Origin of the sequence: Rathayibacter sp. PhB151 (genome assembly GCF_004366415.1) — a bacterium.
Taxonomy (GTDB): Bacteria; Actinomycetota; Actinomycetes; order Actinomycetales; family Microbacteriaceae; genus Rathayibacter; species Rathayibacter festucae.
The window spans coordinates 242338-267006 of the sequence record NZ_SOEN01000008.1 but is presented as its reverse complement, the minus strand read 5'-3'; the positions used below and the strand labels follow the sequence as shown (position 1 = coordinate 267006).

Below are 24669 nucleotides of genomic sequence, written 5' to 3'. Positions count from 1 at the left end.
GGATGAGGGCATGCGCGCTCTCGTCCTCGACTCCGTCCGCGGCGAGCCGGAGGTCCGCGACGTCCCGACCCCGAAGGCTCCGGCCGACGGCGTCGTCGTGCGGGTGCTGGCCACCGGGCTGTGCCGGAGCGACTGGCACGCCTGGGCCGGGCACGACGACATCGCGTTCCCGCACGTCCCGGGGCACGAGCTCGCCGGTGTGATCGCCGAGGTCGGGCCCGAGGTCCGGAACTGGGCGGTCGGCGACCGGGTGACCGTGCCGTTCGTCTGCGGCTGCGGCCGCTGCGAGTGGTGCCTGCAGGGCGACGCCCAGGTCTGCCCGGACCAGGAGCAGCCCGGGTTCACGCACTGGGGCTCGTTCGCCGAGTCCGTCGCGCTGCACGCGGCCGACACCAATCTCGTCGCGATCCCGGAGGGCGTCGACTTCGCGACCGCCGCGAGCCTCGGCTGCCGCTTCGCCACCGCCTACCGCGCGCTCGTCGGGCGGGCCCGGGTGCAGCCCGGCGAGTGGGTGACGGTGATCGGAGCGGGCGGCGTCGGCCTCAGCGCCGTGATGGTCGCGCACGCGCTCGGCGCCCGTGTCGTCGCGGTCGACCGGAACGCCGCCGCCCTCGAGGTCGCGACGAGGGTCGGCGCCGAGCACGTCCTCCTCGCCGACGCCCGCGATCTGCCGGCCGCCGTGAACGCGCTCACCGGCGGCGGGAGTCACGTCGCCGTCGACGCCGTCGGCAGCGAGCAGACCTCCTCCGACGCCCTCCTCAGCCTGCGCCGGCGCGGCCGGCACGTGCAGATCGGCCTGCTGCCGCCGGTCGAGGGCCACCCGCGCGTGCCGATGGCGCGCGTGATCGCCTGGGAGCTCGACGTCCTCGGCAGCCACGGGATGGCGGCGCGCGACTACCCGGCGATGCTCCGGCTGATCGAGCAGGGCGTCCTCGCTCCGCAGCGCCTGATCGAGCGCACCATCGGACTCGAGGAGGCGGCCGAGCTGCTCCCCGTCTTCGACCGCTCGAACCCCGCGGGCATGACGATCATCGACCCCGTGCGCTGATCTGCTCACTCCGCGGCGGGACCTCCGAGCACTCGCAGCACTCGCGCCCTCTCCGCGACGTCGTCCACGATGTAGCGGTGGCGGGGAAGCAGCAGCGCATCGGAGTACGTGCGCCTCAGAAGCGCCGCTCCCTCCTCCGCGGTGGTTCAACCCGCGTCGAGCTCTCCGTCTCCGGTCATGCGCGCGCCAGGGACCGTCCGGTGATCAGGATCCCGCGCTGGCGGAAGGCACGAGGGCTGTCCCGTTCGGCCTCCTCGCGGAAGATGCTCGGCACGGAGGGATACCAGGCCTCGACACGACGCTCAGCAGCCGACGCCCACGCGGGCGTCTCCCACCCGTCTCGTCCGGCCAAGTGATCCGCCAGAGCCGCGAACGCCGCATCGAGCTCGGCGGCACCTGTCAGCCCGGGCTCCTCCGAGAACACCCCGGAAGCGACCTCGGTACCGGCCCGCTTCGCCGTCGATACATAGTCGTCGAGGGTCTGCAGGATCCCGAACCTCCAGCAGGTCTCGAGCGACTCACCCTCGGCGAGCAGCTGCTCGACTCGGCGCGCGTTCCCCGCCGCGGTGTGAAGGACGCCTGCTCTGCGCCCGACCGGCGAGGAAGGCTGCTCGTCCTCGAGCTCGAGGAGCGCCCCGATCGACAGCACGTGACCTGTGAACTTCATTCCGTGACCTCGTCTCAGCGTGACCAGAGTAGTCCGGCACCGGCGGCCGCCTCCAGACGGCCTGCCCGCAGTGGGGCGCAGGTAATCGCTTTCCGATACGCTGGCCGGATCATGCAGCGCAGACGAGACGACCGCAGCCGCCCGCTCTCCGGAGTCCGACCGTGATCCCCCGGATCGGGCTCGTCGGCATCGGCGGCTACGGCGCCTCGCATCTCGGCGCCGTCCTCGCGGCGCACCGCGACGGCCGCGTCCGGCTCGTCGGCGTCGCCGACCCCCGGCCGCCGGTCGAGGGACTGCTCCCCGGCGGCGTCGCGCACCACCCCGACGCGACCGGCCTCTTCGCCGCCGGCGGCACCGACGTCGTCATCATCAGCACCCCGATCCACACCCACGCCGCGATCGCCCTCGCGGCGATGGACCACGGCAACGACGTCCTGCTGGAGAAGCCGCCGGCCGCCTCGCTCGCCGAGTTCACCGCCATCACGGAGCGCGCCGCGGCGACCGGCTCGCTCGTGCAGGTCGGCTTCCAGAGCCTCGGCTCCTCCGCGATCCCGGCGATCCGCGCGGCCGTGGCCGACGGCGAGATCGGCGACGTCGTCCGCTACGGCGCCTCCGGAGTCTGGGTCCGCGACGACCGCTACTGGTCGCGCTCCCCCTGGGCCGGCCGCCGCACGCTCGACGGCGCGGTCGTCGCCGACGGCGTCCTGACCAACCCCTTCTCGCACGCGACCGCCACCGCCCTCGCGATCGCCGGCGCCGACCGGCTCGAGGACGTCGTCGACGTGCGGCTGGACCTGCGCCGCGCGAACGACATCGAGGCGGACGACACCTCGGTCGCCGTGCTGACCCTGGCCGACGGCCTGCGGGTCACGACCGCGGTCACCCTCTGCGCCGAACGGCCGGAGGAGCCCTCCGTCGAGATCGTCGGCACCGGCGGGACGCTGCGGTTCTACTACACGCTCGACGTGGTGCAGCTCGTGCGCGAGGACCTGCCGCCGCGCACGCTGCAGTTCGACCGGATCACGCCGTTCGAGGGGCTGCTCGCCGCCCGCGAGCTGGGCACTCCGCTGCACGCCGGGATCGAGCGCACCGGAGGCTTCCTCCGCCTGCTCGAGGCGGTGATGGCGGCTCCGTCGCCGCGCGCGCTGCCCGCGGACGCCTGGCGCGAGGTGCAGGACGTCGAGGGACGCCACCGCGTCGTCGACGGCGTCGAGCACGCCCTGCAGGAGGCGCTGCGCCGCGAGTCGACGTTCGACGCGCTGGATCTGCCGTGGAGCTGAGCTCGCTAGGCCTCTAGAGAGCTCACTGGTCCTCGAGAAGAAGAAGCCCGGTCCGCCGCTCACCCTCCAGCGACGGCGGACCGGGAGTTCAGGGGTGCGCCGCTCAGAGGTGCGGCGACACCGTCTCGGCGAAGGTCGCGACGACGCGCTCCGCCACCTCGGGGTACGCCGTGTCCCAGACCTCCTGGTGGAAGATCTCGACCTCGACGTCGCCGGCGTAGCCCGCCTCGATGACCGCGCGGGTGAGCGATGCGAAGTCGATGACGCCCTCGCCCGGGTAGCGGCGGGCGAGCAGCACGTCGACCGGCAGCGGGGTCGCCCAGTCGCAGACCTGGTAGCTCGCGATCCGGCCCTCCGCTCCGGCGCGGGCGATCTGCGCGAGGACCTGCGGGTCCCACCAGACGTGGAAGGTGTCGACGACCACGCCGACCGCGGCCGCGTCGAACGGCGCGGCGAGGTCGAGGGCCTGGCCGAGCGTCGAGACGACGGCGCGGTCCGAGGCGTACATCGGGTGCAGCGGCTCGATCGCGAGCTGCACGCCCGCTGCCGCGGCGTCGTCGGCCAGCTCGGCCAGCGCCTCCTGCACGCGGGCCCGGGCGCCGATCACATCGCGCGAGCCGGCCGGCAGCCCGCCGGCGACGAGCACGAGCGCGGGGGCGCCGAGCGCGGCGGTCTCCTCGATCGCGCGGCGGTTCTCGTCGATCGCCGCCCGCCGCTCCGGACCCTCGGGCGCGGTGAAGAAGCCGCCGCGGCAGAGGGAGGAGACGCGCAGGCCGGAGTCGGCGACGAGGCGCGCGGCCTCCGCCAGCCCGACCTCGGCGACCGGCTCGCGCCAGAGGCCGATCGCGCTCATGCCCGCGGCGACCGTGGTGTCGAGCGCCTCGGCGAGCGAGGCGTGCTTGATGGTCGCCTGGTTGAGCGAGAGTCGCGGGTCGGCGCTCACGCGGTGACCGCCTCGACCAGGTGCAGCGCCTCGACGCCGCGGGTCACGTCGACCCCGTTCAACGCGAGCAGCCCGGTCCAGCGGTCGGCCGCGAGCTCCGGCCGCTCCAGCGCGCCGGACGCGTTCGCGAGCCGGACGATCTCGGACAGGTGCGGCAGCGAGCGCGCGGAGTGCAGCCCGCCCACCATCGAGAAGGCCGGCTGGTGGCCGTTCAGCCAGGACAGGAAGGCGACTCCGGTCTTGTAGTACTGCGTCGGCGCGGCGAAGACCTGACGCGAGAGCGCCTCGGTCGGGCCGAGCACGCGGCGGTACTCGGCGGTGTCGCCCGCGTCCAGCGCCTGGATCGCGGCGGAGGCGCTCGGCGCCAGCGCGGCGAAGGCGCCGAGCAGCGCGTCCGACCAGCGCGGCGTGCCGTCGGCGTCGGGGGCGCCCTCGATCAGGCCGACGTAGTTGAAGTCGTCGCCGGTGAAGAGCGTCGCGCCCTCGGGCAGCCGCGAGCGCAGCGCGATCTCCGCGTCCGCGTCCAGGAGCGACATCTTGATGCCGCGCACCGAGTCGAGGTTGTCCTCGATGATCCGCTGCACGACCGGGAAGGCGTCGACCGGGTCGGCCGCGCCGAAGTAGCCCTCGAGCACGCCGTCGAAGGCGGTGCCGAGCCAGTGCAGGACGACCGGCTTCGTGGCGCGGGCGAGCACGGCGGCGTAGACGCGCTCGTAGTCGGCGGCGGTCTCCGCGGCGCGGGCGAGGTGACGGCTGGCCATCAGCACGACCTCCGCCCCTGCGTCCTCGGCGAAGGCGAGCTGCTCGACGTAGGCGTCGATGACGGTGTCGAGCGGGACGACGTCGTCGGTGAGCTGGTCGGTGTTGATCCCGACCACGAGTGCCCCGCCGACCGTCGCGGCCTCGGCGGCGCTGCGGCGGATCAGCTCCTGGGTCGCGCTCCAGTCCAGGCCCATGTTGCGCTGCGCGGTGTCCATCGCGTCGGCGACGCCCAGGCCCCAGGACCAGACGTGGTGGCGGAAGCCGAGCGTGGCGTCCCAGTCGATCTGAGCCGGGTGGCCGGGGCGGTTCTCGCCGTGCACGAGCGGCACGACGTGCGCGGCGGCGTAGGCGGTGCGCGAGCGCAGCGGGGCGGTAGGCCTCGTGTGCGCGGGCGCCGGGAGCAGCTCGATGGAGCGGGTCGCGCCGTCGGCGCCGAGGAGGGTCAGCCCGCTCACTGGACGGCGCCCGCCTGCACGAGCACCTCGGCGTCGGCGGCGGCGTCGAGCGCGGCGACGTCGATGCGGCGCCCCTCGCGGGAGGACTCCAGGCCCAGTTCGGCCAGGCGCACGCCGCGGGCGCCGGCGAAGAAGTCGTACTCGTGCGGGGCGTCCTCGACCACGTGGCGGATGAACTGCTCCCACTGGGTCTTGAAGCCGTTCTCGAACACGTCGTTGACGGGCAGCTCCTGCCAGTCCTCGGCGTAGTCGTGCGTCTCGGGCAGGTCGGGGTTCCAGGTGGGCTTGGGCGTGGCGACGCGCGGCTGGATCTTGGCGCCGAACAGGCCGACCACGGCCGAGCCGAGCGTGCCGTCGACCTGGAACTCGACGAGCTCCTTGCGGTCGACCCGCACGGCCCAGGAGGAGTTGAGCTGCGCGGTGATGCCGCCGGCGAGATCGAAGATCGCGTAGGCCGCGTCGTCGGCCGTCGCCGTGTAGGGCGCGCCGTTCTCGTCGACCCGGGTCTCGATGTGGGTGGTCGCCTTGGCGTAGACGCCCTCGATCGGTCCGAAGAGGTTCTCGAGCACGTAGTTCCAGTGCGGGAACATGTCGACGATGATGCCGCCGCCGTCCTCGCTGCGATAGTTCCAGCTCGGGCGCTGGGCGGCCTGCCAGTCGCCCTCGAAGACCCAGTAGCCGAACTCGCCGCGGACGCTGAGGATGCGGCCGAAGAAGCCGGAGTCGATCAGGCGCTTGAGCTTCTGGAGGCCCGGCAGGTAGAGCTTGTCGTGCACGACGCCGTTCTTGATGCCGGCCTCCTTGGCCAGCTCGGCGATCTCGAGCGCCTCGGCGTAGGACTCCGCGGTGGGCTTCTCGGTGTAGATGTGCTTGCCGGCGGCGATCGCCTTCTTGATCGCGGGGACGCGCGCCTTCGTCACGAGGAAGTCGGCGTAGACCTGCCACTTCGGGTCGGCGAGCGCGGCGTCGAGGTCGGTGGTCCAGTTCGTCAGGCCGTGCTTGCCGGCGAGCTCGGCGAGCTTCGCCTCGGAGCGCCCGACCAGCAGCGGCTCGACCTGCACGCGGGTGCCGTCGGAGAGCAGCACGCCGCCCTGCTCGCGGATCGCCAGGATCGAGCGGACGAGGTGCTGGCGGTAGCCCATCCGGCCGGAGGCGCCGTTCAGGATGATCCCGAGGGTGGGGGTGGTCGACTCTGACACGGTGCGCCTTTCGAAGGAGGGGAAGCGTTTTCCTGATGCTAGCCGCGGACCGGTGCTGTGGGCAAGCGCTTTCCCATCCAGCGGAGCAACGGTGGCGACCGGGTCTCGATACGCGCTGCGCGCTGCTCGACCAGCATGTGCCGGCTGCGCCGCTCCTTCCGGCGATGCGGCTCGCGCGCGCCCCATGCTGATCGAGTAGCCCGCGCAGCGGGCGTATCGAGATCCACCACCGTCAGAACAGGCGTCTGCAGACCTGCCCTTCAGGGGAAGGCGGGTCTCGATACGCCCCTGCAGGGCTACTCGACCAGCACGACGCGCGCTACGCGGGCGGCGCGGCCCGCGGCGGGGTGCTCGCGCGCAGGACGACGCGGGTGGGCAGCTCGACGGAGGCCCCGTCGGCCTCGTCGCCGAGGGCCGCGGCGACGGCGCGCTCGCCGAGCGCGGCCAGCGGCACGGCGACCGTGGTCAGCCCCGGGTGCACGTCCTCCGCGATCGGGGCATCATCGAAGCCCGCGACGCCCATGCCCGTGCCGGGCTCGACTCCGGCCGCGCGCATCGCGGAGGCGACGCCGACGGCCATCAGGTCGGTCACCGCGAAGACGAGGTCGATGTCGCCGGCGCGCTCGGCCAGCAGCGCGGCCGCCGCGTCGAACGCGCCGTCCCGGGTGAGCGGCGCCTCGACGATCAGACTCGGATCGACGCTCACCCCCGCCGCCGCCAGCCCCTCGAGGAACCCCGCGACCCGGTCGGACGACGTCAGCACTGCCTCCGGACCGCGCACGATCGCGCAGCGCCGGTAGCCGGCCTCGGCGAGCGCCGCCGCGAGCGCACGCGCTCCGGCGCGGTTGTCCACCTGCACCGAGGGGAACGGCAGCCCGCCCTGGCTGATCATCGCGACCCGACCGCCGGACGCCTCGTAGGCCTGCAGCTCGGCGATCAGCGCGTCGCGGTGCCGGTCGGCGGCGAAGCGGCTGCCGGCCAGGACGATCGCCCGCGGCCGCCCACCGCGCAGCGAGCGGACCAGGCCGAGCTCCTTGTCCGGGTCGCGGTCGGTGACGGCGATCCGCACGTCCAGCCGCGACGCGTCGGCGGCGGCGATCACTCCGGAGGCGATGCCCGAGAAGTAGGGGTCGGTGATGTCGCTGACGAGCAGCGCGATCGTCGAGGTGGTCCCGCGCGCGACGGCCTGCGCCGCCGGGTTCGCGGAGTAGCCCAGTTCGGCCGCGGCCGCCTCGACTCGCTCGCGGTACTCGCCCTGCACCTTGCGCGCGCTGCCGTTGAGCACGCGCGAGGCGGTGGCCAGGGACACCCCCGCCGCCCGGGCGACGTCGTGCAGCGTCGCGGCGGCGGTCGTTCGTCGTGCTGCCACGGTGCTCCTCGGGGTCCGGCGGCGGCTTCCCGCGCGCTCGCCAGTGTACGGAGGAGCCGGGATCGGGCGGGAGCGAGTGTCCTCGGGGAGCGGTCCCGTTCAGCTCGCGTCGAGCGGCGACACCCCGGTCAGCTCGACGGCGCGGTCCCAGAGCCGGCGCGCGGCGTCCCGGTCGCGGGCGGCGCGGTTCGGGTTCACCTGGCGCGGCGCCCCGCGGACCTCGCCGAGGCCGCCCGGTCCGTAGTAGGCGCCGGAGCGCGCGTCGGGCGAGGTCGCCGCGAGCAGCGTCGGCAGCGCGCCGTCGTCACCGCTCTGCCCGACCGTGCGCATCAGGGCGCCCATGATCGCGCCCTGCCCGTCGCCGGTGTGCGTGTGCAGCTCGGTGACCGACATGCCGGGGTGCGCGGCCATCGAGCCGACGCTCGACCCGGCCCGGCGCAGGCGCCGGTGCAGCTCGAACGCGAAGACCAGGTCGGCCAGCTTGGACTGCCCGTAGGCCGGCCACGGGCTGTAGCGGCGGCGCTCCCAGTTGAGGTCGTCGAAGTCGAGCGTGCCGAAGCGGTGGGCGAGGCTCGAGAGCGACACGACGCGGTCCGCGATCCGCGGCAGCAGCAGCCCGGTCAGCGCGAACGGCCCGAGGAAGTTCGTGCCGAACTGCAGCTCGAAGCCGTCCGCGGTGCGCCCCTCCGGCACCGCCATGATGCCGGCGTTGTTGACCAGCACGTCGATCGGCCCGGTCGCCTCGGCGAACTCGCGCACCGAGGAGAGGTCGGCGAGGTCGAGCCGCCGGACGACGACATCGCCGCCCATGCGCTCCGCCGCCCGCTCGCCCTTCTCGACGGTCCGGCAGGCGAGGACCACGCGGGCGCCGTGCTCGGCGAGCGCCCGCGCGGTCGCCTCCCCCAGTCCGCTGTTCGCGCCGGTGACGACGAACGTCCTGCCGGTCTGGTCGGGGATGTCTGCGGCGCTCCAGGAGGTCATCCGCCCACCCTAGATTCCGGGCGTGCACGCCACCTGGGCGCCGGTCAGTCCTCGGTCCAGCGGTACCAGTGCGCCAGGACGACCGGGCCGAGCTCGAGAAGAGGAGAAGCGTCCCGGCGCCGGCGCTCCTCGGCGCTCCCGGTCAGGCCGATCCGCGCGTCGGGCGACATCGGCAGGATCTCCAGGACGACGTCCCCGGAGCCCGCGTTCAGCGCGTCCAGGTCGAGCACCCACGGTCCGCCGTCCCAGAACTGATCGGCGACGACCTCGCCGCCAACGAGGATCCGGGCGACGTCGCCGGCCCAGTGGATCTCGAGCTCGCGCCGCTGCGCCGCCGGATCGGTCTCCGGCAGCTCGAGCCGGTGCGCGGCCGCGGCGGCGAAGTCGGCGTCCCGGGGTGCGGAGGCGCGCCCCGCGGACTCCCCGTAGGACACCGGCACGGCGTCGCTCGCGCGGAGCAGGGGCGCCTCGGCCGCCTCCGTCTCCGGCCGCATCGACGCCGCCGATCCGGCGACCGGGACGAAGCGCTGCCCCTCCGGGTCGTAGACGCGCGGCAGGCGACTCCCCGCCCGGACGTCACCCGCGATCCGCCCCGCTCCGTCGAGCCACACGGGGTCCTCCGAGAGGACGAGACGACGCGAGCCGGCGTCGACGAGCACCGACGCCTCCTCGCCCGCCTCCGCGGACAGGATCAGCACCGAGCACGCACCCCCGTCGCCCTGCGCCCGCACCAGCACCGGCTCGACGACGTCGAGGCGGAGGAGCGCGCCGTCCCGCCGCTCCCCGTCGACCTCCAGCCGCGTGCCCTCGGTGAAGGCCAGCTCGGCGACGACGCCCGCGGCCGCCACCAGGACCAGCGTCGGCTCCGCCCCGTCGAGGAGCGTCAGCGGCGTCGCGGTCGCCCAGTCCAGCCGGACCCCGCCGACCGTCAGCCGCACCGGCCAGACCGCCAGCGTCCCCGCCGGCACGGGCGTGCTGACGGAGGGGAAGCGCACGACCTCGTCGTCGAGGCCGACCTCGAGCACCACGCCGGGGTGCTCCGGCAGCGGCTCGTGCGGCTGGTGCCAGGTGACGAACACGAAGCCGCTCGACCCGTCGCTCCGCAGCGCCCAGCGCAGCGTGTCCGTGTCCTGCTGGTCGACCGGCAGCTCGTCCGGCAGCGTCGACGGCATCTGCGCGAGCCGCTCGCCGAAGGCCTCGAGGAAGGCGTGCTGGCGCCGCAGCAGCGCGAGGGTCGGCGACGGCCGGCCGCTCGCTCCGATCGGCGCGCGGAAGTCGTAGTCGAACCGCGGCAGGTCGTTCGGGTAGCCGGTCGCCTGCGACTCCTGCAGCCCGTCGGCGACGGCGCTGCGCGGGTTCATGCCGCCGGCGTACATGTAGTAGCCCTGCCAGGCCGAGCCGTTGCCGATCTTGGTGTGCGCGACCGCCGCGATGTCGAGCGGCTGCACCGCCGGGCGCCGGTGGTAGGCGGTGGCCATGCCGCCGCCGAGCTCGCAGGTCGCCGGCGGGTAGTCGAGCGAGGGGGCGCGGGGCGTCACCGCGTCCGTCGTCGCGCCGCGGACGTCGGCGCCGATCCCCGGGTCGTCCCACTGGTGGCTGAAGAAGAAGTGGTCGCGGAACGTCGAGTCCCACGGCGAGTCGGACTCGACCCAGAAGCCGTCCGCGTAGCCGCCGAACAGCGGCAGCACCTCGTCCAGCGGCAGGTCGGCGCCGCCCCAGCCCGTCGATGTCCAGATCGGCGCCGTCAGCCCCGCCTCCCGGGCCAGGCCCTTCAGCGTCCGGATGTGCTCGGGCTGGTCGTAGATCTCGTTCTCGATCTGGATCGCGACCACGTTGCTGCCCGGTCCGCACCGCGACGCCAGCTGCCCGCCGAGCGCGCCGAACCAGTCCCGGACGAGCGCGAGGTACCCCGGGTCGTCGGTCCGGTGCTCCACCTCGGCGGCCTGCACCCAGTCCGGGAACCCGCCGTTGCGGACCTCGCCGTGGCACCACGGCCCCACCCGCAGCACGACGTCCAAGCCGACCTCGGCGCAGAGGTCGACGAACGCGCCGACGTCGAGGTCCCCGTCGAAGCGGCGCTCTCCGCGCGCCTCCTCGTGGTGGATCCAGATCACGTAGAACGCCACGACCGTCACCCCGCTCGCGCGCATCAACCGCAGCCGCTCCTCCCACCGCGCGCGCGGCACGCGGCTGTAGTGCAGCTCCCCGGAGACCGGGACGAAGGGCCGGCCCTCGCGCAGCACCGAGCGGCTGGTCAGCCGCCACCGGTCGTGGCGGTCGACCGCGGTGCTCATCGCGGGCTCCCGCGCGGGCGCGGCCCACGGGAGGTGCCGCACGGTGGCGGCGCTGACGGTGTCCTGGCGTGCTGCGGTCATCGAGATGCTCCTTCGGATCCGGTCGACGATCCCGTCCACGCTAGCGGGAGGCCGATCCGCAGCCGCCGCCTCAGCGCCGCGCCCGCGTCGACGCCCGCGCGACCAGCTCCGGCAGGAACACCGTCTGCCGCGGGATCAGCTCCGGGTCCGCTGCCTCCTCGAGCAGCACGCGCAGCGCGGTCCGCCCGATCACCGAGCTCGGCTGCCGCATCGAGGACAGCGGCACGGCGGCGGCCGCGGCGAAGGAGATGTCGTCGAAGCCGATCAGCGCGATCTCGTCCGGCACCAGCATCCGCCCGTCCACGGCGAGCGCCTGCAGCAGTCCGAGCGCGACCAGGTCGTTGGCCGCGAAGAGCGCGTCGGGGCGGTCGCGCCGCGGGCGGGCCAGGATCCGCATCCCGGCGGCGACCCCCTGCGCGACGGTCAGCGCCGTGGTCGCCACGACCTCGAGATCGACCGACGCATCGCTGTTCTCGACCGCGACCCGCGCGCCCGCCAGCCGGTCGGTGACCTGGCGGATCTCGAACGGCCCGCCCACGAAGGCGAGCCGGCGCCGCCCGGTCGCGATCAGGTGCTCGGCCGCCATCCGCCCGCCGGCCACGCTGTCGACCGAGACCGAGCTGTAGCGGCCGTCCCCGCTGAAGCGGTCGACCAGCACGACCGGCACCCCGCGCCCGCGCAGCTTCTCCAGCCGCTGCGAGATGTCGCCGTACGGCGCGATCAGCACGCCGCGCACCTGCTGCTCCTCGAACAGGTCGAGGTACTGCCGCTCGCGCGACGGGTCCTCGTCGGTGTTGCCGTAGAGCACGGCGATCTGGTGGCGCGACGCCTCGTCCTCCGCGCCGCGGACCACGTCGTTGAAGAACGGGTTCTGCCCGTCGAGCACCACGAAGCCGACGGTCGAGCTCACGCCGTTGCGGAGCTTCCGCGCCGCGTCGTTGCGCACGTAGCCGAGCGACTCGACGGCGGCGTTCACCCGGGCGAGCGAGTCGTCGGAGACCTCGTCCGGCCGGTTGAGCACGTTGGAGACCGTGCCGACCGAGACGCCGGCGCGCAGGGCGACGTCGCGGATGCTCACTCGCGCCACATCGCCTCCCCTGGGACGCCGAGCCGCATCTCGCGTTGACCGCTCCGGCTCAGCGTCCCTATAGTAGCGATGAAGCTGGATGAATCGATTCAGGTCCTCTTCATCCGAAGCCGGGACCTGACCGCGATTCCCCTCGATGAGGAGGTACCACCCGTGGCATCAGATCCGCCACCCGCACTCGAGCTCGCCCGCGTGGTCAAGGCGTTCGGCGCCGTCGTCGCGCTGCGCTCGGGCACCATCGCCGTGCACCGCGGGTCGATCCACGCGCTGGTCGGCGAGAACGGCGCCGGCAAGTCGACGCTCGTCAAGATCATCGCCGGAGTGCACCAGCGCGACGCGGGCGAGTTCCTCCTCGACGGCGAGCCGGTCGACTTCTCCTCGACCGCGCAGTCGAAGGCCGCGGGCATCGCCGTGATCTACCAGGAGCCGACGCTCTTCCCCGATCTCAGCGTCACCGAGAACATCTTCATGGGCCGCCAGCCCCGCGGTCGCCTCGGCCGCATCGACCGCAAGGCGATGCGCACCGAGGTCGTCGGCCTCTTCGAGCGCCTCGGCGTCCGGATCGACCCCGACCGCCCCGCCGAGGGCCTCTCCATCGCCGACCAGCAGATCATCGAGATCGCCAAGGCCATCTCGCTCGACGCGAAGGTCCTCGTGATGGACGAGCCGACCGCCGCGCTCTCCGGCGTCGAGGTCGAGCGCCTCTTCACCGTCGCCCGGTCGCTCCGCGACGAGGGCCGCGCGCTGATCTTCATCTCGCACCGCTTCGACGAGGTCTTCTCGCTCTGCGACACCATCACCGTGATGCGCGACGGCGCCTACATCTCCACCACCGCCACCGAGGACGCCACCGTCGACGGCATCGTCCGCGAGATGGTCGGCCGCGACATCACCGAGCTCTTCCCCAAGCAGGCGACCGAGATCACCGACGTCCTGCTCGAGGTGAGCGGCCTCACCTCGGCCGGCGTCTTCCACGACATCTCCTTCACCGTCCGCGCCGGCGAGATCGTCGGCCTGGCCGGCCTCGTCGGTGCCGGCCGCAGCGAGGTGGCCCGCGCCGTCTTCGGCGTCGACCCCTACGACTCCGGCTCCGTCACCCTCGTCGGCGGCCGGATCCCGGCGGGCAGCCCCTCGGCCGCGATGCGCGCCGGGCTGGCGCTCGTCCCCGAGGACCGCCGCAAGCAGGGCCTCGTGCTCGACTCCTCCGTCTCGCGCAACATCACGATGGCGATCCAGAAGTCGCTCTCCAAGGGCGGCCTGATCACCGGCCGCCGCGAGAACACCGCCGCGCGCGACTGGGCCGCGCGCCTCGAGGTCAAGACCGACGCGCTCGACACCGTCGCCGGCACGCTCTCGGGCGGCAACCAGCAGAAGGTCGTGCTGGGCAAGTGGCTCGCCACGAACCCGAGGGTCCTGATCATCGACGAGCCGACCCGCGGCATCGACGTCGGCACCAAGTCCGAGGTGCACCGGCTGCTCTCGCAGCTCGCCGGGGAGGGGATGGGGATCCTGATGATCTCGTCCGAGCTGCCCGAGGTGCTCGGCATGGCCGACCGCGTCCTGGTGATGCGCGAGGGGCGGATCACCGCCGAGCTCGACCGCGCCGAGGCCACCAGCGAGACCGTGATGCTCGCCGCCACCAGAGGAGCAGCCGCATGAGCACCGCCCAGGCACCGACGCAGAAGCGTGTGCCCGCCGCCAAGCCCAACGCCTTCGCCTCCGGCTTCGGCTCCTTCGTCCGGGCCCGCGAGACGGGCATCCTGCTCGCGCTGGTCCTCGTCGTCATCGCGACGACCGCGAAGAACCCGACCTTCCTCTTCTCCCCCGACGGCTGGCGCGACCTGCTGCTGACCCCGTCGATCCTGATCCTGATCGCGGTCGGCCAGGCCATCGTCGTCATCACCCGCTCGGTCGACCTCTCGGTCGGCTCGATCCTGGGGCTGACCGCCTACCTCACCGGCCGGCTGTTCCTGGACGTGCCGGGGATCCCGATCCTCGCGGTCTTCGCCGCCGGCATCGTCTTCGGCGGACTGCTCGGGCTGATCAACGGCGCGCTCGTCGCGTTCGCGAAGGTCCCCGCGCTGGTGATCACCCTCGGCACGCTCTACGCCTACCGCGGCATCAACGTCGCCTGGACGGGCAGCGACCGGATCAACGCGTCCGACATGCCCAAGGACTTCCTCGCCCTGGGCACCGGGCAGTTCCTCACCATCCAGTACCTCACGATCATCGCCCTCGTCGTGCTGGTCGCCGCGGGCTGGTACCTGCGCAACCAGCGCGCCGGCCGCGAGTTCTACGCGATCGGCTCCGACCCGGACGCGGCGCGGCTCTACGGCCTGCCCGTCACCCGGCGCATCCTGGTCGCCTTCGTCGTGTCCGGCGCGCTGACCGGCCTGGCCGGCGTGCTGTACGCCGCGCGCTACGGCACCGTCAACTCGCAGGCCGGCTCCGGCTACGAGCTCGACGCGGTCGGCGCCGCGGTGATCGGCGGCGTCGCGATCTTCGGCGGCTCCGGCACGGTCTGGGGCGCGGCGATCGGCGCGGTGCTGCTGCTCACCATCAACCGGGCCCTGCCGATCCTGGGCGTGCCCGACTTCTGGCAGCGGGCGGTGGTCGGCGTGCTGATCATCGGCGCGATCGTGCTCGACCGCGTGCTCTCCCTCCGACAGTCCCGCAAGCTCCTCGAAGAGAGGGACGACTCCTGATGAGCCTCGTCACCGACACCACCGCCGTGCGCACCGCGCGCGAGTACCGCGACTACGCCCGGCCGGCCTGGCAGCGCGTCCTGTTCAGCCGCGAGACGGCGATCGTCGTGCTGCTGATCCTCGTGATCGTCGTCGCCTCCGCCTCGGTGAAGAGCTTCGACAAGCCGATCACCATCACCTACCTCTTCCTCGACATCGCGCCGACGCTGCTGATCGCGCTGCCGATGACGCTGATCATCATCACCGGCGAGATCGACCTGTCGGTCGCCTCCACCGTCGGGCTGGCGAGCGTGCTCACCGGCACGCTGCACCAGGCCGGAGTGCCGTTCGAGGTCGCCGCGCTGATCGCGATCGTGGCGGGCGCCGTCGGCGGAGCGCTGAACGGCTTCCTGGTCACCGTCGTCGGGCTGCCCTCGCTCGCCGTCACGATCGGCACGCTCGCCCTCTACCGCGGGCTCGCGGTCGGACTGCTCGGCACCACCGCGGTCACCGACTTCCCCGAGTTCTGGACCGACCTCGCGAAGGCGAAGCTCGTCGGCCCGGTGCCGCTGGTGGTGCTGCCGTTCGCGATCCTGGCGATCGTCTTCGCGGTGGTGCTGCACTCCACCCGCTTCGGCCGCGGCGTCTTCGCCATCGGCCTGAACGACGAGGCGGCGATCTTCTCCGGCGTGAACGTGAACCGCACCAAGTTCATCCTGTTCGTGGTCTCCGGCGCCGTCTCCGCGCTGGCCGGCATCTACTACACGCTCCGCTACGGCTCCGCCCGCGGCGACAACGCGACCGGGCTCGAGCTGCAGGTGATCGCGGCCGTCCTGCTGGGCGGCGTGTCGATCTTCGGCGGCCGCGGCGCCCTGCACGGCGTGATCGCCGGCGTGATCCTGATCGGCGTGATCGCCTCGGCCCTGCGCCTCGCGAACGTCACCTCCGACGTCATCAACATCATCACCGGAGTGCTGCTCGTGCTCTCGGTGGTGTCCACCAGCTTCCTGGCCTGGCTGTCGCGACTGCGGCGCTCGGGCAGGAGACGCCCCTGATCCCGCATCACCGGCACAGCACCCGCACCACCCCGCACCACCCCCACAGCACCTCGACGAAAGGCAGACGATGATGTTCTCCTCCCGTGGGCGCCGCCTCGGCACCCTCACCGCACTGGCCGTCTCGGTCGCGCTCGTCGCGACCGGCTGCTCCGCCTCCGACGGCGACACCGGCGGCGACTCCGGTGGCGACGCCGGCTCCGGCGACTACTCGATCACCTTCCTGCCGAAGAACCTCGGCAACGCCTACTTCGACACCTCCGACGCCGGAGGCGAGAAGGCCATCGAGGAGTTCGGCGGCACGTACGCCGAGGTCGGCCCCGCCGAGGCCTCCCCCGACGCGCAGGTCTCCTACATCAACACGCTCACCCAGCAGGGCGCCGGAGCGATCGTCGTCTCGGCGAACGACCCGAAGGCGATCTGCGACGCGCTGAACGAGGCGCGCGACAACGGCACCAAGGTCGTCACCTTCGACTCCGACACCAACGCCGACTGCCGCGACCTCTACATCAACCAGGCCACCGCCGAGGGCATCGCCAAGGCGCAGGTCGACCTGATCACCGAGCAGATCGGCGACAGCGGCGAGGTCGCGATCCTCTCCGCCTCCGCGAACGCCACGAACCAGAACGCCTGGATCGAGCTGATGGAGGAGGAGCTCACCGCGAACCACCCGGACGTCACGCTCGTCGACACCGTCTACGGCGACGACGACGACCAGACCTCGTTCGACAAGACCGCGGCCCTCCTGCAGACCCACCCCGACCTCAAGGGCATCATCTCGCCCACGACGGTCGGCATCGCCGCCGCCGCCCGCTACCTCTCCACCTCGGACTTCAAGGGCAAGGTCGCGCTGACCGGTCTCGGCACGCCGAACCAGATGCGCGAGTTCGTCGAGGACGGCACCGTCACCGCGTTCGCGCTGTGGAACCCGGGAGACCTCGGCTACCTCGCCGCCTACGCCTCGAAGGCCCTGATCGACGGCGACATCACCGGCGCCGAGGGCGACACCTTCGAGGCCGGCGACCTCGGCTCCTTCACCGTCGACGCCGACGGCACCGTCCTCCTGGGCGACCCGTTCACCTTCACCGCCGACAACATCGCCGACTTCGACTTCTGACCCGTCGCAGTCCTACTGATCGCGCCATGCTGATCGAGTAGCGCCCGCAGGGCGACGCCATCCATGCTGATCGAGTAGCGCCCGCAGGGCGCGTATCGAGATCCACCGTCCCTGAAACGGTGGGTCTCGATACGCCGCTCCGCGGCTGCTCGACCAGCATGTTTCTTGCTGGACCAGCATGTTCCATGCCGATCGAGTAGCGCCCGCAGGGCGCGTATCGAGATCCCCCACCGAAAGGCCCCACCCCATGCAGCGTGTCTGCTTCCAGCTCCAGGTGCGACCGGAGCGCATCCCCGAGTACACCCGCCGCCACGCGGCCATCTGGCCCGACATGGCCGCCGCCCTGAAGGCCACCGGCTGGAACAACTACTCCCTCTTCCTCCGCCCCGACGGCCTGCTGATCGGCTACTTCGAGACCCCGTCCCTCGACGCCGCCCGCGCCGGGATGGCCGCCACCGAGGTCAACGCCCGCTGGCAGGCCGAGATGGCCGAGTTCTTCGTCGAGCTCGACGGCGCCCCCGACACCGGTTTCCTGCAGCTGACCGAGGTCTTCCACCTCGAGGACCAGCTGCCCTGACTCCCTCCTCCTCCCCGACACCCATCGGACAGAGCCGCGGCTCCGAATGATGCACGGGGTCGATCGAGGAGGTCGCAAGGATGTCGTTCAACAGTCGCCGCTGGCAGGTGCGCACCATCGTGGCCCGCGTCCAGGCCACCGCCGCCGTCGGCACCGCGGGTCTGGACACGGCCGCCCGCGCCGACCGCAAGCTCGAGATCCTCCGCATCGCGGACGGCGTCGACGCCGGCCGGGTCAGCAACGACGAGGCAGTCGCCGCGTTCGAGCGCCTGGCGGAGGAGCTCCGTCCGCACTCCGAAGGCAGCCTGGGGTCCGCCGGGTGCTGAGCGCTCCGTGACCGCCGACGCCCTGTCCGCTCCGGAGGGCCTCGTCCCGGGCCTCGCCGACGGCGACCACGCCGCGTTCCGCCGGCTCTACGAGCGGACCGTGCGCCGCGTCCGCTCGATCACCGTCGGCATCCTGCAGGACCACGCGCAGGCCGAGGAGGTCGCGCAGGAGACCTACTTCGAGCTCTGGCGCTCCGCCGGCCGGCACGCGGTCCTGGAGGAGCAGCAGCACCTCGTCGCCGTGATCGCCCGCCGCCGCGCGATCGACCGGGTCCGCGCCTCTCAGTCCTCCCGCGAGCGCGACCACCGGTACGCGATCCACAGCTACCTCCGCGAGATCGACGAGGCGGAGTCGCACGGCGAGATCGTCGGCGAGTTCAGCCGCGCCGCCGCCGAGATCCGCCGTCTCGCGCCGAAGCACCGCGACCTGCTCTTCCTCGCCTACGTCCGAGGCCTGACCCACGCCGAGATCGCCACCGAGCTCGGCCTGCCGATCGGCACCGTCAAGACCCGCCTCCGCGACACCCTCGCCCGCCTCCGCCGCGAGCTGACGCCCCCGCCCCCCTGACGCGCACTGCACGCCGGCCGAGCAGCCGCGCAGCGCCCCCTCCATGCCGGTCGAGCAGCCGCGCAGCGCCCCCGCATGCTGGTCGAGCAGCCGCGCAGCGCCCCCGCATCCTGGTCGAGTAGCCGCGCAGCGGCGTATCGAGACCCACATCCTCAGCACGGCGGCCCTGCAGCGGCCCCTCCGATGTCGTCATCGTCCGACGCGGACGCAGAACATCAGCCAGGAATCCGTCTCATCGCCCATCAGCGATGACAAGCGCTTCCAGCCGATGTTCTGCCGCCGCAGCCGCGCACAACATCAGCTGAGAAGGGGGTCCCTCGGCTGACAGAGGAGGCCGGTTGCTCTCAGCTGATGTTGTGCGCAGCACCGCAGCGAGACCCACCCACGCCGAAGCCCCCGCCCTCCGAGAGTGGAGAGCGGGGGCCACGGCGAGACCGTCAGCGCGTCAGAGCGTCTGCGCGAACGGGTCGAAGTCCACCGGCACCGCGGGCACCGGCGCGGACAGCGTGCTGTCGATCGCGACGAACTCGCCGTTCTCGGCCGACTCCTGCGCCGACAGCATCACGTCGAGCACGTGGAAGCCGAGCTCGCCGGTGGCCACGTGCGGGCGGTCCTCGGCGATCGCGCGGACCATGTCGAGCAGTCCGAGGCCGCGGCCGACGACCGTGCCCTTCTGCTCGATCTCGGTCCACTCCTGCTCGCCCCACTGGCCGTCGGCGATCGAGGTGCGGGCCTTCACGTACGCGGTGCGCCCCTCGAACTGGTTCGGGTCCGGGATCACGATCGACCCCTCCGTGCCGTGGATCTCGAAGACGCCGTGGCGCTCGAGCGCGGAGTCGAAGCTGAGCAGGCTCGACGCCTGCGGCCCGGCCGCGAACGAGGTCAGCACCTGCAGCGAGGTGGGCACCTCGACCGGGAACGTCGTCCCCGCGTCGGGGCCGGAGCGGATGACCCGCTCCTCGAGCTTCTTCCGCCCGAGGGCCGCGACCCGCTGGACCGGTCCGAACAGGCTGACGAGTCCGGTGAAGTAGTACGGACCCATGTCCAGCAGCGGGCCCGCGCCCTGCGCGAAGAGGAACGCCGGGCTCGGGTGCCAGAGGTCCGGTCCGACCGTCTGGAAGACGGTGGACGCGAACATCGGCTCGCCGATCACGCCGTCCGCGATCGCGCGCTTCGCGGTCTGGAAGCCCGGGCCGAGCAGCGTGTCCGGCGCCGAGCCGACGCGCAGCCCCTTGGCGGCGGCGTCCTTCAGCAGCTGCGCGGTGCCGGCGCGGTCCAAGCCCAGCGGCTTCTCGCTCCAGACGTGCTTGCCCGCGGCGATCGCCGCGGCCGAGACCTCGACGTGCGCGGCGGGGATGGTCAGGTTGACGACGACCTGCACGCCGGCGTGCGCGAGGACGTCCTCCGCCGAGCCCCAGGCGGGGACGCCGTGCTTCTCGGCCTGGCTCTTCGCCCGGTCGAGCAGCAGGTCGCCGACGATGAGCACCTCGACGTCCGGGAAGGACGCGAGGTTCTCGAGGTAGGTGTCGCTGATGACGCCGACGCCGATGACGCCGATCCCGATGGGCCCGCTCATGCCGCGTACCCGCCCTTCACGAGGAAGTCGTAGCTGGCCTGGATGTCCGCGAAGACGTCGCCGGGGGCGTTGTCGTACTCGATGACGGCGTACTTGATGGCGCCCTCGCCGGCCTTGAGCGCCTCGACGAGCGGCACGTCGCCCTCGCCCGGGCGGCGCTGGTCGAGAGTGTCCGAGCCGAAGGCCGCGGCGCCGGGGGCGAACGGGTTCTCGGCCGGCGCGATGCCGTCCTTGACGTGCACCGCGACCAGGCGCGAGCCCAGCTTCGACACCAGCGCGGGGCCGTCCTGGCCGCCGGTCAGCGCCCAGAACAGGTCCAGCTCGATCTCGACGCGCTCGTCGGTCGTCGCGACGAAGCGCTCGTAGGCGGTCTCGCCGTCGAAGGAGGCGATGAACTCCTGCGCGTGGTTGTGGTAGCCGACCTTCAGGCCGAAGGTCGCGGCGACCTCGGCGGCCTTGTTCAGGCGGTCGGCGATGTCCGCCACGCCGTCCTCGGTCAGCCAGCGCTCGGCCGAGACGAACGGGTCGATGACCGTCTGGATGCCGATCTGCGCGGCCGCCTCGAAGACGACCTCGGGGGCGGGCGTGGGGATGGAGCCGTCCGGCGTCCACAGCTCGTCGGAGAGCAGCGGAGCGTGGCCGGTCGGCGAGGCGAGACCGCTCGCGTCGAGCGCGGCGCGGATCTCGGCGGGACGGCGGACGAAGTCGAACGCCTCGACGTTCTTCAGTCCGATCGCCGCGAGCTTCTCGAGCGAGCCGTTCGGGTCCTCGGAGAACTCCTTGGCCAGCGTGTAGAGCTGGATGGAGGCCAGGGGCAGAGTCATGATCGATGTCGCTTTCACTGGTGATGGTGGTGCGGGCAGGACTGTCGTCTCCGACCAGCCTGTCCTATGGACGTCTGAGAAAGGCCTATCGGACTTTCTTGATGGGGAGGATGACGAGCGCGCCGACCACCGCGGCCAGTGCGCAGACCGTGAACCACAGCCCGTAGTTGTTGCCGGTCGGGTCGCTGACGTAGACGAGGATGCCGCCGACCAGCGGCGCGAGCGTCTGCGGCAGCGCGTTGGCGATGTTGAAGACGCCGAGGTCCTTGCCCGAGTCGTCGGGGTTCGGCAGCACGTCGACGACGAGCGCGAGGTCGACGCCGACGTAGATGCCGTAGGCGAGTCCGAGGACCGCCTCGAGGACGTAGAAGGCGCCGATGTCCTGCACGAAGATCAGCGCGAAGGTGCCGACCGCGAAGAGCGCGGTCGAGCTCCAGACGAACACCTTGCGGCGCCCGATCCGGTCGGAGAGCCAGCCGGCGAAGTAGCTCGCGCCGACGAGGGTCACCGTGTAGATCAGCACGCTGGTGGTGATCACGGCCGGGATGCTCCCCTCCTCCACGCCGATGTGGTTGAGGAGGTAGAAGAAGCGGAAGGTGGTGAAGCCGAAGCTCGCGAAGATGATCAGGAAGCGCGACCACCAGGCGAGCGCGTAGTCGGGGTTCTTCACCGGGCTGACCCAGAAGGTCTCGGCCCAGTCGCGCAGCGTCGCGCGCGGCGGCGCCTGCGGCAGGCGCTTGTCGGGCAGCACGACCGCGAAGACGACCATGGCGACGATCGCGAGGATCGACGGGGCGACGAACATCACGACCAGCTGACCGGCGAACGCCTGGGCCACGTAGGTGCCGCCGAGGATGCCGACGTTCTGCGCGATGCCGAGCGCCGCGGTGATCTTGCCGCGCTGGAACTTCGGTACCTGGTCGGCGAGCGTCGCGGTGAAGGGGGCGAGCGTCATGTTCGCGCCGAGCTGGGCGAGCGACCAGCCGACGGTCGCGACGAGCAGGGTAGGGGCGAGCGCCATGATCGCGAAGGCGACCGTCATCAGCACCGTGCCGGTCACGATCCAGATCCGGCGCCGGCCGAAGCGGCTCGTCGTGCGGTCGGAGAGGCGGCCGACGACGACGTTCGCGATCGTGGCGAAGAGGGCGCCGAAGCCGCCGAGCACCGCCGCGGCGCCGGTCGCGCCGTCCTGCGCGATCTCGCCCGACTCGACGAGCGACTGGATCTTGAGGCCGATTCCGACGACCGCCGGCCCGAGCAGCGCGATGAAGAAGATCAGCTGCGCCGCGAGCAGCCAGAAGACGTAGCCCTTCGTCGCCGGCTCGGTCGGCTCGGAGAACGCGTGGTGCCCCCGCACCGTCGCCGTCGCGGTGGTCATGCCCGAGGGCATCCCCGCCGCGGATCCGCTGGACGTCGTCATGATCGTTCCCTCTCGTCATCGAGTGTGCGGAATCGAGCGGTCGCACCCAAAACCTTGCATCGTATGGTTTTGAGTATGCAGGGCCACCCTCCCCGCCGCAACCGTCCACCGCACGAGACCGGAACCCGAGTTGCGCAAGATCCCGCCCCGACGACGCTAGCCCTCCCCCTCGCGCCGCCGCCGCCCCGCACCCGAGCTGGCGCGCGACGTCCCGCGAGCAGCCGTGTCGACGAGCTCAGCGCGACCACGGACCTCGGCGGCATCGCCGCGGCCGTCGACCGCTCGCTCGATCCACCGGCCGACGCCGCTTCGGCCTCTGCACAGGCGCAACGCCGCGATCGCGAGCGAGCGGCTGGATAAGGCGTTAAACCAAGAACGGCCCGCCGAAGCGGGCCGTCCTGTTCTGTCTCAACCAGAGTGCGCCCGGAGGGATTCGAACCCCCAACCTTCTGATCCGTAGTCAGATGCTCTATCCGTTGAGCTACGGGCGCAGTCCATCGCGTGGCCTTGGGGGGCGCACGCAACGAGGTACGACTATACACATCGGGGAGCCCCGCCGCGAATCGAGCGGGCGCCCGCCCGGGCCCGCGTACCGTGGCAGTCATGGAGGCCGCCGCGATCGAGCTCGTGCGCTTCGTCGTCTCGCCGCTGCACCGGTTCGAGGGCCGGCCGGCCGACGGCCCGATCCCCTCCGAGGGCAACGAGCAGCCCGAGCGGATCGAGATCCGCGCGGGACTCGGCATCGTCGGCGACCGCTACTTCGCCCAGCGCGCGCATCGCACCGCCGCGGTCACCCTCTTCGCGATCGAGTCGCTCGAGCACGTCGCGGCGGAGCTCGGCCGTGCCGCGTTCGACCCCGCCGACACCCGCCGCAACATCATCGTGCGCGGCGCCGACATCGACGCGCTCGCCGGCCGCACCTTCGCGGTGGAGCAGGGCGGCGAGCGGATCGAGTTCCAGGGCGGCCGCCCGGCCAACCCCTGCGCCTGGATGGACGTCTCGCTCGCGCCCGGCGCCTTCAAGGCGATGCGGCGCCGCGGGGGCGTGCGCTGCGCCCCGCTCACCAACGGCCTCCTCCACATCGGGCCGGCCCGGCTGATCCTCCACCGCTCCGAGGACATGCTGATCTGAGCGGATCGGCCAGCGCCTAGGCTCTCCCCCGACCCGTTCCCGCCAGGCCGCTGCGCCGCGACACCCGAGGAGGCGCCCGTGCCCTACCCCGGCCGCCCCCTGCGCGCCCTCGCCTCGAGCGTCCGCCACGGCCTGCGCGACGTCTTCTCCACCACGCGCTCCCGCCGGCGCGACCCGCGCCGCCGCTACAAGAACACCGACGTCTCCGTCCTCCGCGTCCACCGCCGCGACGTCTACGCCCGCGTCAACACCGTCGGCCACACCGGCGAGCGCACCTTCGTCCTCGTCCCGGGCATCGGCGTCGCCGCCACCTACTTCGAGCGGCTCGCCCCCGCGCTCAACGAGTTCGGCCCCGTGCACGCCCTCGACCTGCCCGGCTTCGGCGGCGTCCCGCACCCGCCGAACGCCCGGCACATGACCATCGGCGACTACGCCGAGCTGGTCGGCGCCGTCATCGACGACCTCGGCCTCGACGACCCGGTCGTCCTCGGCCACTCGATGGGCACGCAGGTCGTCGCGGAGCTCGCCGCGCGCCGCCCCGAGCTCACCACGATCGTCCTGCTCGGCCCGGTGATGAACCCGCACGAGCGCCGCATCCCCGTCGCCGCCTGGCGCTTCCTCCAGTCGAGCGTCCGCGAGCCGGTGCAGGTCGCCGTCCTCGCCGCCGCGGCGTACCTGCTCTGCGGCCCGCGCTGGTTCTCGCGGGTGCTGCCCGAGATGATGCAGTACCGGATCGAGGACGTCCTGCCCCGGATCCGCGCCTCCACGCTGGTCATCCGCGGCGAGTTCGACCGCCTCGTCCCGCGGGAGTGGGCCGAGGAGGTCGCCGAGGCGATCCCGCACGCGCGCGCCTGGGAGATCCCGGACGCCTCGCACTCCGTGATGCACGCCCACGCGGAGGAGGTCGCCCGGCTCTGCGTCGAGCACGCCCGCGCCCCGCAGCCCGACCGCGACGAGGCCGAGCTCCGCCGCTTCCCGGACGACGAGGTCGACCGCTCGCAGGAGGACGCCCCGATCGACGACCCGCTGGGCGCCCTCCGCGGCCGGGTGACCGAGCTCGCCGGCATCCTCGTCGACGACGACTCGCTGATCGCGGAGGGCAAGACCCAGCACGCCGAGGCCACCGACCCGGCCGCGCTGCAGGAGTCCGACACCGATGCCGGAGACGGCGACTCCGGGCCCGGCCTGTTCGACACGCCCACCGCACGCTGAGCGCGGAGCCCGC

22 protein-coding genes and 1 tRNA gene are annotated in these 24669 nt (G+C 72.6%); 11 read left to right on the top strand and 12 right to left on the bottom strand.

The features are described from left to right. Positions 1–10: 10 nt before the first annotated feature. Positions 11–1048, top strand: coding sequence for a zinc-dependent alcohol dehydrogenase family protein (locus EDF35_RS14930; protein ID WP_133962897.1), 1038 nt, complete (start codon positions 11–13; stop codon positions 1046–1048). A gap of 175 nt (positions 1049–1223) precedes the next feature. Here EDF35_RS14930 and EDF35_RS14925 read toward each other — a convergent pair whose 3' ends face one another. Next, positions 1224–1715 (bottom strand): hypothetical protein, encoded by a 492-nt coding sequence (locus EDF35_RS14925; protein ID WP_133962896.1) that lies wholly within the window; start codon positions 1713–1715, stop codon positions 1224–1226. A 161-nt stretch (positions 1716–1876) separates the two neighbouring features. On the opposite strand from EDF35_RS14925, the gene EDF35_RS14920 reads away from it, so the two are divergent. After that, positions 1877–2995, top strand: a complete 1119-nt coding sequence (locus EDF35_RS14920; protein ID WP_133962895.1) for a Gfo/Idh/MocA family oxidoreductase — start codon at positions 1877–1879, stop codon at positions 2993–2995. Positions 2996–3098: 103 nt separating this feature from the next. Here EDF35_RS14920 and EDF35_RS14915 read toward each other — a convergent pair whose 3' ends face one another. The 7 genes from EDF35_RS14915 to EDF35_RS14885 form a co-directional block, all read right to left on the bottom strand. Further along, a complete protein-coding gene (locus tag EDF35_RS14915; RefSeq protein ID WP_133962894.1) occupies positions 3099–3938 on the bottom strand; it encodes a sugar phosphate isomerase/epimerase family protein in 840 nt (279 codons plus the stop codon). Further along, on the bottom strand, positions 3935–5155 hold the full coding sequence (locus EDF35_RS14910) for a DUF993 family protein (RefSeq protein ID WP_133962893.1): 1221 nt from the start codon (positions 5153–5155) through the stop codon (positions 3935–3937). Before EDF35_RS14910 ends, EDF35_RS14915 begins: the two co-directional genes overlap by 4 nt. Then, positions 5152–6297: a Gfo/Idh/MocA family oxidoreductase gene (locus EDF35_RS14905; RefSeq protein ID WP_123447046.1), complete on the bottom strand. Its 1146-nt coding sequence runs from the start codon at positions 6295–6297 to the stop codon at positions 5152–5154. Before EDF35_RS14905 ends, EDF35_RS14910 begins: the two co-directional genes overlap by 4 nt. A gap of 376 nt (positions 6298–6673) precedes the next feature. Then, a complete protein-coding gene (locus tag EDF35_RS14900) occupies positions 6674–7723 on the bottom strand; it encodes a LacI family DNA-binding transcriptional regulator (RefSeq protein WP_133962892.1) in 1050 nt (349 codons plus the stop codon). Positions 7724–7822: 99 nt separating this feature from the next. Continuing rightward, positions 7823–8704, bottom strand: a complete 882-nt coding sequence (locus EDF35_RS14895) for an oxidoreductase (RefSeq protein ID WP_133962891.1) — start codon at positions 8702–8704, stop codon at positions 7823–7825. A 44-nt stretch (positions 8705–8748) separates the two neighbouring features. After that, on the bottom strand, positions 8749–11079 hold the full coding sequence (locus EDF35_RS14890; protein WP_133962890.1) for a beta-galactosidase: 2331 nt from the start codon (positions 11077–11079) through the stop codon (positions 8749–8751). 70 nt (positions 11080–11149) lie between these two features. After that, entirely contained in the window at positions 11150–12166 is a 1017-nt protein-coding gene (locus tag EDF35_RS14885; RefSeq protein WP_123705492.1) for a LacI family DNA-binding transcriptional regulator, read from the bottom strand. 153 nt (positions 12167–12319) lie between these two features. Here EDF35_RS14885 and EDF35_RS14880 point away from each other — a divergent pair, with 153 nt between their 5' ends. The 7 genes from EDF35_RS14880 to EDF35_RS14850 all read left to right on the top strand — a co-directional run bounded on the left by EDF35_RS14880 (position 12320) and on the right by EDF35_RS14850 (position 18493). Next, positions 12320–13825 (top strand): sugar ABC transporter ATP-binding protein, encoded by a 1506-nt coding sequence (locus tag EDF35_RS14880; protein ID WP_243840001.1) that lies wholly within the window; start codon positions 12320–12322, stop codon positions 13823–13825. Beyond that, positions 13822–14871, top strand: coding sequence for an ABC transporter permease (locus EDF35_RS14875; protein WP_133962888.1), 1050 nt, complete (start codon positions 13822–13824; stop codon positions 14869–14871). Before EDF35_RS14880 ends, EDF35_RS14875 begins: the two co-directional genes overlap by 4 nt. Then, complete coding sequence (locus tag EDF35_RS14870) at positions 14871–15905, top strand: ABC transporter permease (protein ID WP_132437977.1); 1035 nt, start codon at positions 14871–14873, stop codon at positions 15903–15905. The genes EDF35_RS14875 and EDF35_RS14870 overlap by 1 nt, the downstream gene beginning before the upstream one ends. A gap of 70 nt (positions 15906–15975) precedes the next feature. Beyond that, positions 15976–17022: a rhamnose ABC transporter substrate-binding protein gene (gene rhaS, locus EDF35_RS14865; RefSeq protein WP_133962887.1), complete on the top strand. Its 1047-nt coding sequence runs from the start codon at positions 15976–15978 to the stop codon at positions 17020–17022. A 247-nt stretch (positions 17023–17269) separates the two neighbouring features. After that, on the top strand, positions 17270–17599 hold the full coding sequence (locus EDF35_RS14860; protein ID WP_123446769.1) for an L-rhamnose mutarotase: 330 nt from the start codon (positions 17270–17272) through the stop codon (positions 17597–17599). Positions 17600–17679: 80 nt separating this feature from the next. Beyond that, entirely contained in the window at positions 17680–17925 is a 246-nt protein-coding gene (locus tag EDF35_RS14855) for a hypothetical protein (RefSeq protein ID WP_123446770.1), read from the top strand. 7 nt (positions 17926–17932) lie between these two features. After that, positions 17933–18493 (top strand): sigma-70 family RNA polymerase sigma factor, encoded by a 561-nt coding sequence (locus EDF35_RS14850; protein ID WP_123705498.1) that lies wholly within the window; start codon positions 17933–17935, stop codon positions 18491–18493. Between the two features lie 445 nt (positions 18494–18938). Here the strand turns inward: EDF35_RS14850 and EDF35_RS14845 are convergent, their stop codons facing one another. The 4 genes from EDF35_RS14845 to EDF35_RS14830 all read right to left on the bottom strand — a co-directional run bounded on the left by EDF35_RS14845 (position 18939) and on the right by EDF35_RS14830 (position 22804). After that, the gene (locus EDF35_RS14845) at positions 18939–20069 is read right to left on the bottom strand and encodes a Gfo/Idh/MocA family oxidoreductase (protein WP_133962886.1); all 1131 of its coding nucleotides are present in this window, start codon (positions 20067–20069) and stop codon (positions 18939–18941) included. After that, positions 20066–20893: a sugar phosphate isomerase/epimerase gene (locus EDF35_RS14840; RefSeq protein WP_123705500.1), complete on the bottom strand. Its 828-nt coding sequence runs from the start codon at positions 20891–20893 to the stop codon at positions 20066–20068. Before EDF35_RS14840 ends, EDF35_RS14845 begins: the two co-directional genes overlap by 4 nt. Before the next feature lie 85 nt (positions 20894–20978). Beyond that, the gene (locus EDF35_RS14835) at positions 20979–22313 is read right to left on the bottom strand and encodes an MFS transporter (protein ID WP_208110589.1); all 1335 of its coding nucleotides are present in this window, start codon (positions 22311–22313) and stop codon (positions 20979–20981) included. Positions 22314–22731: 418 nt separating this feature from the next. Next, positions 22732–22804, bottom strand: a tRNA-Arg gene (locus EDF35_RS14830). A 112-nt stretch (positions 22805–22916) separates the two neighbouring features. On the opposite strand from EDF35_RS14830, the gene EDF35_RS14825 reads away from it, so the two are divergent. Together EDF35_RS14825 and EDF35_RS14820 are read left to right on the top strand one after the other, a co-directional pair. After that, a complete protein-coding gene (locus EDF35_RS14825) occupies positions 22917–23444 on the top strand; it encodes an MOSC domain-containing protein (RefSeq protein WP_123446774.1) in 528 nt (175 codons plus the stop codon). A 78-nt stretch (positions 23445–23522) separates the two neighbouring features. Further along, positions 23523–24656, top strand: coding sequence for an alpha/beta hydrolase (locus EDF35_RS14820; RefSeq protein ID WP_243840000.1), 1134 nt, complete (start codon positions 23523–23525; stop codon positions 24654–24656). Positions 24657–24669: the final 13 nt, after the last annotated feature.

Excerpts from the sequence above, each read along its gene's own strand:
- EDF35_RS14890 (WP_133962890.1), bottom strand. The coding sequence starts at position 11,079 with ATGACCGCAGCACGCCAGGACACCGTCAGCGCCGCCACCGTGCGGCAC.
- EDF35_RS14855 (WP_123446770.1), top strand. The coding sequence starts at position 17,680 with ATGTCGTTCAACAGTCGCCGCTGGCAGGTGCGCACCATCGTGGCCCGC.
- EDF35_RS14870 (WP_132437977.1), top strand. The coding sequence starts at position 14,871 with ATGAGCCTCGTCACCGACACCACCGCCGTGCGCACCGCGCGCGAGTAC.
- rhaS (WP_133962887.1), top strand. The coding sequence starts at position 15,976 with ATGATGTTCTCCTCCCGTGGGCGCCGCCTCGGCACCCTCACCGCACTG.
- EDF35_RS14905 (WP_123447046.1), bottom strand. The coding sequence starts at position 6,297 with ATGGGCTACCGCCAGCACCTCGTCCGCTCGATCCTGGCGATCCGCGAG.
- EDF35_RS14860 (WP_123446769.1), top strand. The coding sequence starts at position 17,270 with ATGCAGCGTGTCTGCTTCCAGCTCCAGGTGCGACCGGAGCGCATCCCC.
- EDF35_RS14895 (WP_133962891.1), bottom strand. The coding sequence starts at position 8,704 with ATGACCTCCTGGAGCGCCGCAGACATCCCCGACCAGACCGGCAGGACG.
- EDF35_RS14835 (WP_208110589.1), bottom strand. The coding sequence starts at position 22,313 with ATGACGACGTCCAGCGGATCCGCGGCGGGGATGCCCTCGGGCATGACC.
- EDF35_RS14840 (WP_123705500.1), bottom strand. The coding sequence starts at position 20,893 with ATGACTCTGCCCCTGGCCTCCATCCAGCTCTACACGCTGGCCAAGGAG.
- EDF35_RS14925 (WP_133962896.1), bottom strand. The coding sequence starts at position 1,715 with ATGAAGTTCACAGGTCACGTGCTGTCGATCGGGGCGCTCCTCGAGCTC.
- EDF35_RS14930 (WP_133962897.1), top strand. The coding sequence starts at position 11 with ATGCGCGCTCTCGTCCTCGACTCCGTCCGCGGCGAGCCGGAGGTCCGC.
- EDF35_RS14845 (WP_133962886.1), bottom strand. The coding sequence starts at position 20,069 with ATGAGCGGGCCCATCGGGATCGGCGTCATCGGCGTCGGCGTCATCAGC.
- EDF35_RS14825 (WP_123446774.1), top strand. The coding sequence starts at position 22,917 with ATGGAGGCCGCCGCGATCGAGCTCGTGCGCTTCGTCGTCTCGCCGCTG.
- EDF35_RS14875 (WP_133962888.1), top strand. The coding sequence starts at position 13,822 with ATGAGCACCGCCCAGGCACCGACGCAGAAGCGTGTGCCCGCCGCCAAG.